The sequence below is a fragment of the Chlamydiota bacterium genome, assembly GCA_012729785.1.
Lineage (GTDB): Bacteria > Auribacterota > Tritonobacteria > UBA1439 > UBA1439 > UBA1439.
Genome location: JAAYCL010000032.1, coordinates 56,982 through 65,074, shown reverse-complemented (window position 1 = coordinate 65,074; position 8,093 = coordinate 56,982). Strand labels below are relative to the sequence as shown.

Sequence of the window (8,093 nt, the reverse complement as noted above, 5' to 3'; positions counted from 1 at the left end):
CTCGTCTACCACGGGCTCGGCCCGATCGGGGCGGACATGTTCCGCCACTTCCTCCCCGTCTCGACGATCGTCGGCCTCTACTACGGCGACGAGGTGGCGCGCCACATCGAGGCGGAGTGGGGGACACGGGTCTTCTCCTTCGAGAGGATGAACGGCGTCAGGATGGGCGACAACGGCGACTTCTACCTGAACTTTTTGCGCGACCACGGCGACGAGATCGCCGCGCACGTCGCCTCGCTCGGGGGGAAACCGTGCCTGGCCCCGTTCGCCCCGTCGGCCCCGATCCACGAGTTCATCTTCTCCCGCGCCCCGCACTGGAGACTCCTCGCGCACACGAAGGTGATGCAGGACTTCTTCGAGTTCAAGGCGCGCCTCGCCCAGGAGGCGGGGAGGATCGGCATCCCGATGCCGCCGGAGAGCATCGTCCTCCCGTTCTCCGCGCTCGACTACCGAAGGCTCGCCGACCGGTTCGGGGACGGCTTCGTGATACAGACCCCGCTGTCGCAGGCGGGGAGGGGCACCGAGTTCGTCTTCAGCGAGGAGGAGTTCGCGCGGGTGATCGAGGAGAAGCGGCGTCTGATGGGCCACGCCTTCGCCGTGACCTCGGCGAAGATCACGCCGTTCCTTTCGGGGCCGAGCCCCAACTGCACCGGCTGCGTGGTGAACGGGACGGTGGCGGTGTCGCAGCCGGACATCCAGGTCGTCGGCGACCCGTACTTCGTCAAGCTCCCCGGGCAGTACATCGGTTCGGACTACACCGTCGAGGCGTTCTCCGAGGAGCAGGTGCGCCTGATGCACGACGTGGTGAAGCGGATCGGGAGGTGGATGGGGGAGAACGGCTACCGCGGCAACTTCGGCGTGGACTTCCTCTCGACCGTGGACGGGGACAACCGGGTGAAGGAGATCTGCGTCAGCGAGGTGAACGCGCGGATGGTGGGGGAGTCGCAGTACCTGGCGGACTTCCAGGCGCGGGAGGACAGCGTGCCGCTCACCTTCTTCCACCTCGCCGAGTGGTTCGAGATCCGGGAGATCTCGAGGGCGGAGATCGAGGGGTACAACCGCGCCCTTCCCCGGATCAGGGGCTCGGCGCTCACGCTCTACACGAGGGGGAAGGGGACCTTCGCCGCCCGCGGCGGACTCACCGCCGGGATCTACCGCGCGGAGGACGGGAAGCTTTCCCGCGTGCGGGACGGCTGCCTCCTGTCGCAGGTCAAGAGCGACGACGAGTTCGTCCTCTCCGTCGGCGTCCCGTGGGAGGGGCTCGTGATCGGGCACCCGAGGTACGGCGACGAGAACATCAGCCTCTGCTATATCCTCACCCGCGACAGCATCGTGGACCCGCACAACTACCGGCTCGTGAGCGCGAAGTGGCGCGGCATCGCCGACCTTGTCGTGGCGTCGCTCGGCCTCGCCCCCTGCGCGCCGCGGGAGCTGCTCAAGGAGAAGAAGGGCTGATCCCCACGTTCCCCCTCCGCCTCACACCTCTTTTCGTAGGGCAGACGTAAGTCTGTCCTGGGATTGTGCCGGGGTGAAGGCAGACGCACGTCAGCCCTGCGGCAAAAAATATCTCACGCGGGTATTGACACCGAGTGTCGGGTGTGGGATCATATAGAAAGATATGGATATGGCGATATGACGGCAATGAGAGAAATCGAGAGGAAGTTCAAGGCCTTCGCCGACCGGAACCGCCTCCGCATCCTCAAGATGCTCGAGGTGCGGCCGCTCTGCGTCTGCGAGATCACGCATGTGATGGGGATCGCGCAGTCGAGCGTCTCCCGCCACCTTTCGATCCTTCGGAATGCGGGGTTCGTCCAGGACGTGAAGAACGGGCAGTGGACGATCTACTCGCTGTCGCGCGGGATGAGCGAGGCGGGCGATACGCTGCTCGCAACACTGGGGCGGTGGGGAAACGAGGATCCCCAGATCGCAGACGACCGAGAAAAGCTCCGCGCCGCGCGCAGGGAGGTTCTGTGTCCGAGGAGATAGGCGACATATATTTTTCGTTCGGCATATAGCGGCATAACGATACATCTATGGAGGCCGTCATGAAGATCGAGATCCTCGGCACCGGGTGCCCGAAGTGCGCGCAGCTCCTCGCCAACGCCGAGCAGGCGGTGCGGGAGGCGGGCGTGCAGGCGGAGATCGTCAAGGTGACGGAGCTCACGGAGATCGTGAAGCGGGGGGTGATGATCACGCCCGCCCTCGCCGTCGACGGCGTCGTGAGGAGCGCGGGGAAGGTGCCGGGGGCGGAGGAGATCAAGAGGTTGTTCCCGGGGGGGTGAGCTCGAAGGAGGAAAACCGATGACCGTGAACCGCAGGGAGGCGGGCACATTCGCCCTGCTCGCCGGGGTGTTCGTATTCGCGTACTTCGTGCCGCTCGGGAGCCCGAGGTTCGACGCCGCCTTGACGGAGGCGTTCCGCCTCCTCCAGTGGTACGCGCGCAACCACACGCTCCCGTGCGTCGTCCCGGCGATGTTCATCGCGGGGGCGATCGCGGCGTTCCTGTCGCAGGCCGCCGTCCTGAAGCACCTCGGCCCCCGCTCGAACAAGGCGGTCGCCTACGGCGTCGCCTCCGTCTCGGGGTGCATCCTGGCGGTCTGCTCGTGCAGCGTGCTCCCGATGTTCGCGGGGATCTACACGATGGGGGCGGGCCTGGGGCCCGCCTGCGCCTTCCTCTACTCGGGCCCGGCGATCAACGTGATGGCGATCTTCCTCTCGGCGCGCGTGCTCGGCTTCGAGCTCGGCGTCTGGCGCGTCGCGGGGTCCGTGGTCTTCGCCGTGGTCATCGGCCTCCTGATGGCGGTCATCTTCCGCCGGGGCGAGACGCGCAGGGCGGAGGGGTTCGCCCTCGTCGAGCACCCCTCCGCGCGCCCCCTCTGGAAGACCTCCCTCTTCTTCCTCTGCATGGTGCTCTTCCTCGTCTTCTCGGACTGGGCCACGCCCGGCAACTTCACCGTCGTGATGCACGACGGCCGGGAGCTCAAGGGGAACATCCGGTACGACACGCGCGACGTCGTGAACTTCCAGGTCTTCAAGAACGGCGAGGCGGGAGAGCATCTGGAGCTCAAGCGGGAGGATATCCGCTCGATCTCGCAGGAGGAGAGCTTCACCGTCAAGGTCCACCGGGTCCGCTGGCGGCTCGCGGCCCTGATGGGGCTCGCGGTCGGGGCGATGTGCCTCGCCTGGTTCACGCGGGCGGAGTTCGGCGAGTGGATGGCGCAGACCTGGGTCTTCTCAAAGCTGATCGTGCCGCTCCTGTTCGGAGGCGTCTTCGTCACGGGCTTCGTCTCGGCGCTCGTGCCTGAGCGGGCGGTGGCGGGCCTCGTCGGGGACAACGGGGTCGTCTCGAACCTCGTCGCCTCGTCCATCGGGGCGTGCTGGTACTTCGCGACGCTCACGGAGATCCCCATCGTCCAGGCCCTCCAGAAGCTGGGGATGGCGAAGGGGCCCTCGCTGGCGCTCCTGCTCGCCGGCCCGGCGCTCTCCATCCCGAGCATCCTCGTCATACGGAGCGTGCTGGGGGTGAAGAAGACGGCGGTCTTCGTGCTCCTGGTGGTGGCGATGTCCACGGTTGTCGGGATGCTCTACGGGAGAATCGGATGATGGAGAAGATGCTTTTACTCGCGGCGCTCGTCGGTGTCGCGTCGCTCATGGCCGCACGGCAGTACGCCGACGGGGGATGCTGTCGTGCCCCCGCGGCGGACGTCGGCGCGACGCCCACCCCCGCGTCGGAGGCCCCGTGCGGCGTGCCGAAGCTCGTGGACCTCGGGCGGACGTTCTGCATCCCGTGCAAAAGAATGGCGCCGATCCTTGCCGAGCTGAAGAAGGAGTACGCGGGGCGCCTCGACGTGGAGTTCATCGACGTCGGGGACAACCGGGACGCCGCCCGGCAGTACGGCGTCCGACTCATCCCGACGCAGGTTTTTCTGGACGCCTCCGGCACGGAGCTCGTCCGGCACGAGGGGTTCATGTCGAGGGACGACATCCTCGCGCAGTGGAGGAAGCTCGGCGTCGAACTGAAGTGACTGTCCTGGGAGGAGACGGATGCTCGAGAGCGTATTCATCTCCCTGACGCACGCGGTCGAGGGGGCGGCGTCCGTGGCGCTTGCGGCCTCGTTCGCCTGGGGCCTGCTCTCGATCCTCCTGAGCCCCTGCCACCTCGCGAGCATCCCGCTCATCGTGGGGTTCGTCGACGAGCAGGGACGGATCTCCACGCGGAGGGCGTTCTGGATCTCGACGCTCTTCGCCACGGGCATCCTGCTCACCATCGCCGCGGTCGGGGTCCTTACGGCGGCCGCCGGGAGGATGCTGGGCGACATCGGGGCGTACGGGACGTACCTCGTCGCGGCCATCTTCATCGTCGTCGGGCTCCACCTGCTCGGGCTCGTCCCGATGCCGTGGTCCGGGCCGGGGCAGGTCGGGATGCGGCGCCGCGGGGCCCTCGCCGCCTTCATCCTGGGGCTCCTGTTCGGCGTCGCGCTGGGGCCGTGCACCTTCGCCTATATGGCCCCGATGCTCGCGGTGACGTTCCGCCTCGCCGAGACGCGCCTCTGGTACGGAATCCTGCTCCTCCTCGCCTACGGCGTCGGGCACTGCGCGGTGATCGTGCTCGCGGGCACCTTCACCGAGTCAGTCCAGCACTACCTGAACTGGAACGAGCGCTCGGGCGGGGCGGTGATCCTCAGGAAGATCTGCGGCGTCCTCGTCATCCTCGGGGGGGTCTACCTCATCCTCACGGCGTGACGCGGGGCCCGACCGGCCCGGCGGATATGAACCCTCCACCGGACAAGCCCGGCGGGCGATGAAGGAGGTGTGCGATGTGCGCAACGGTTTACCTGAAGGCGCACCCGTGGCGCTGGCTCCTCGCGGTCCTCGTGCTCGCCGCCACGGGCGCACCCGTCCGCGGGCACTGGAACCAGTGCCCGCGGGGCACGTCGGACGGTCCGGCCCCGGGGGCGTGCGGGCTGTATGTCGACACGGACAAGGACGGGATATGCGATCGGTCACATCCTCCGCCGGGAGAGAGGACGCAGAGCCCCCCGGGGACGCCGCCCGGCGGGGGGAAGAGCCCCCGCCCCGGCCCGGAAGAAACGAAAGCGCCAGCCGGGGGGGGGAGTGGCGCATGACTGATCCGCACAAGGCCGAGCCGTCGCCGGAGTACCCGCCCGAGGAGGGGTGCTACCTCCGCGGGAACGACTATTCCCCCGTCGCCGTCTGCGTCATCCTCAACCGCAGGCGGGAGGAGACGCCCCCCGACTACGAGATGCTCGTGCGCACGGCGGTCGAGTCGGGCGCCGCCCTCGCCGGGACGCTCCAGACGGAGAACATCGGCCTCGAGAAGGTCATCCTCAATATCACGGCGAACCCGAACATCCGCTACCTCGTCCAGCTCGGCCCCGAGTCCCCGGGGCACCTGACGGGCGCGGCGGTCGCCGCCCTCCTGAAAAACGGCGTGGACGCGCGGAAGCGGATCATCGGCTCGGAATCGCCCACCCCCTACCTCTTCAACATCCCGATGGAGCATATCGAGCGGTTCCGGGAGCAGGTGACGCTCATCGACTTCCTGAACGAGGGCGGCGCGGACCTCGTCAGGGGCGCGGTGCAGGCCTGCTACCAGGAGGAGCCGACGGGGTTCCGGGGCTATCGCCTCTTCGACCCGGGGGCGCTGCGGAAGCCGCCGCTCACGGGCAGGATCAGCTGGCGCGTCACGCATCCGGAAAAGGAGCCCAGGACCGGGGAGGAGCGGGCGCAGATGCGGAAGGGCCGCGCGATGGTCGAGTGGGTGCGGGAGCGGATGGCGGAGAAGAAGCGGCGGGAGGGAGGATGAGATGAGGAAGGGGAGCGGCGGTTCCGACGGGGCCCGCATGCGGCGGTTCGTTCGGGAGGGGTACGCCAAGGTGGCGAAGGGGAAGGGGTCGTGCTGCGGTCCTTCGTCCTCCTGCTGTTCGGGGGGCACGGCCGAGTCCATAAGCGCGAACATCGGTTACTCGGAAAAGGATCTAAAGGCGGTTCCCGAGGGGGCGAACCTCGGCCTCGGATGCGGGAACCCGCTCGCGCACGCCTCCCTGAAGGAGGGCGAGACAGTCCTTGATCTCGGCTCGGGGGCCGGCTTCGACTGCTTCCTCGCGTCCCTCAGGGTGGGGAGGACGGGGAGGGTGATCGGCGTGGACATGACGCCCGAGATGATCGAGGAGGCGCGCGGGAACGCGAAGAGCTGGGAGCTCGCGAACGTCGAGTTCCGCCTCGGGGAGATCGAGAAGCTCCCCGTCGAGGACTCGTCCGTGGACGTCGTCATCTCGAACTGCGTGATCAATCTCTCCCCCGACAAGCGCAAGGTGTTCCGGGAGGTCTTCAGGGTCCTGAAGCCCGGCGGGCGGCTGGTGGTCTCCGACATCGTCCTGCGCAGGGAGCTGCCGCAGGAGATACGGGACTCCGTCTCGGCCTACGTCGGCTGCATCTCGGGGGCGGTCCTCGTGGACGAGTACCTGGGGGCCGTCCGGGCGGCCGGATTCGGGGAGGTCGACGTCGTCGACGAGCAGGTCTTCCCGATGGGCGACATGGCGCACGATCTGACGGCCGGGGCGGTCGTCGAGGCGTACGGGAGGGACCCCGCGCGGCTCAAGGAGCTGGAGGAGTCGGTCCTGAGCGTCAAGGTGAGGGCGGTCAAGGCGGAGCCGGGGAGGAGGGAGGCGCGGAAGGGGAGGGCGGGACGATGAACGCGGAGGCGAAAGCGGTCGCGCGGGGGCTCGGGTTCTTCGAGCGGTACCTGACCGTCTGGGTCATCCTCTGCATCCTCGCGGGGATCGGACTCGGGCGGGTCGCTCCGGGGCTCGCGACGTTCCTGGACGGCCTCGCCATCCACGTGGGCGGCGCACCGGTGGTCTCGATCCCCATCGCCATCTGCCTCTTCTTCATGATGTACCCGATCATGGTGAAGATCGACTTCGCGGAGGTGATCAAGGCGGGCAGGACGCCGAAGCCCGTGGCGCTCACCCTCTTCGCGAACTGGGCGATCAAGCCGTTCACGATGTATGCCATCGCGGTCTTCTTCCTGGGGACCCTGTTCATCCGCTTCATAGGCGCCGACGCGGTGGACCACGTGAAGATGCCGCTCGGGCTCAACCTGGACCTCGGGGCGGTCTACGGGGCGGGCAGGGTCGTGCTGCACAACGGGGCGAGGATGCTCGAGGTGCCGCTCTGGCGGAGCTACCTCGCCGGCTGCATCCTCCTCGGCATCGCCCCCTGCACGGCGATGGTCCTCGTCTGGGGGTACCTCGCCAGGGGGAACGACGGGCACACGCTCGTGATGGTGGCGATCAACTCGCTCACGATGCTTGTCCTCTACGGGCCGCTCGGGGGTTTCCTCCTCGGCGTCGGCCGCATCCCTGTCCCGTGGCAGGCGCTCGTCCTCTCGATCGCGATCTACGTGGCGCTGCCCCTGGTCGCGGGGTACTACTCGCGGAGATGGATCGTCAGGGCGAAGGGGATCGACTGGTTCAGGGAGCGGTTCCTCCACGTCCTCACCCCGGTCACCATCATCGCGCTCCTCGCCACCCTCGTCCTCCTCTTCTCGTTCAAGGGCGGGATCATCACCGCCAATCCGCTCACCATCCTCTGGCTCGCCATCCCGCTCTTCCTCCAGACGATGCTGATCTTCTGGATCACCTACGGGCTGGCGAAGGTCCTCCGCCTCGGCTACGAGGACGCGGCGCCGAGCGCCATGATCGGGGCCTCGAACCACTTCGAGGTCGCCATCGCGACCGCGACGCTTCTCTTCGGCCTCTCCTCGGGGGCGGCGCTCGCCACGGTGGTCGGGGTGCTCATCGAGGTGCCCGTGATGCTCTGGCTGGTCCGGATCTGCGCGAAAACGAAGGGGTGGTTCCGGGAAGCGGCAGGGGCATGAAGCGGATCCTGTTCGTCTGCGTCGAGAATGCATGCCGGAGCCAGACGGCGGAGCGGTTCGCGCGGGCACCGGGGGAGGGTGCGGTCGGGGAATACAACGCCGATTCGAAACCGTCGGGGCGGGTCAATCCCCGCGCCGGCGAGGTCATGAAGGAGAAAAGTGCGCGCTCCCTTCTCCGGGAGCGAATCCT

The 8,093-nt window shown here is 67.9% G+C and carries 9 protein-coding genes and 1 pseudogene; all 10 read left to right on the top strand.

Features of this window, described 5'->3' with window-relative positions:
- Window positions 1-1,455: hypothetical protein (locus tag GXY35_07645; protein ID NLW94446.1), on the top strand; the 1,455-nt coding region annotated here is incomplete at its 5' end.
- Window positions 1,456-1,641: 186 nt separating this feature from the next.
- Window positions 1,642-1,986 (top strand): winged helix-turn-helix transcriptional regulator, encoded by a 345-nt coding sequence (locus GXY35_07640; GenBank protein NLW94445.1) that lies wholly within the window; start codon window positions 1,642-1,644, stop codon window positions 1,984-1,986.
- Window positions 1,987-2,045: 59 nt separating this feature from the next.
- The gene (locus GXY35_07635; GenBank protein NLW94444.1) at window positions 2,046-2,282 is read left to right on the top strand and encodes a thioredoxin family protein; all 237 of its coding nucleotides are present in this window, start codon (window positions 2,046-2,048) and stop codon (window positions 2,280-2,282) included.
- Between the two features lie 19 nt (window positions 2,283-2,301).
- Complete coding sequence (locus GXY35_07630; GenBank protein NLW94443.1) at window positions 2,302-3,603, top strand: permease; 1,302 nt, start codon at window positions 2,302-2,304, stop codon at window positions 3,601-3,603.
- Window positions 3,603-4,025 (top strand): thioredoxin family protein, encoded by a 423-nt coding sequence (locus GXY35_07625; protein ID NLW94442.1) that lies wholly within the window; start codon window positions 3,603-3,605, stop codon window positions 4,023-4,025. The genes GXY35_07630 and GXY35_07625 overlap by 1 nt, the downstream gene beginning before the upstream one ends.
- Before the next feature lie 19 nt (window positions 4,026-4,044).
- On the top strand, window positions 4,045-4,743 hold the full coding sequence (locus GXY35_07620; protein ID NLW94441.1) for a cytochrome C biogenesis protein: 699 nt from the start codon (window positions 4,045-4,047) through the stop codon (window positions 4,741-4,743).
- Between the two features lie 379 nt (window positions 4,744-5,122).
- A complete protein-coding gene (locus tag GXY35_07615; protein ID NLW94440.1) occupies window positions 5,123-5,827 on the top strand; it encodes a tetrahydromethanopterin S-methyltransferase subunit A in 705 nt (234 codons plus the stop codon).
- Between the two features lies 1 nt (window position 5,828).
- Window positions 5,829-6,716, top strand: coding sequence for an arsenite methyltransferase (arsM, locus tag GXY35_07610; protein ID NLW94439.1), 888 nt, complete (start codon window positions 5,829-5,831; stop codon window positions 6,714-6,716).
- Window positions 6,713-7,903, top strand: coding sequence for an ACR3 family arsenite efflux transporter (gene arsB / locus GXY35_07605; protein NLW94438.1), 1,191 nt, complete (start codon window positions 6,713-6,715; stop codon window positions 7,901-7,903). The genes arsM and arsB overlap by 4 nt, the downstream gene beginning before the upstream one ends.
- A pseudogene (locus GXY35_07600) lies at window positions 7,900-8,058 on the top strand (arsenate reductase ArsC). The gene arsB and the pseudogene GXY35_07600 overlap by 4 nt, the downstream one beginning before the upstream one ends.
- Window positions 8,059-8,093: the final 35 nt, after the last annotated feature.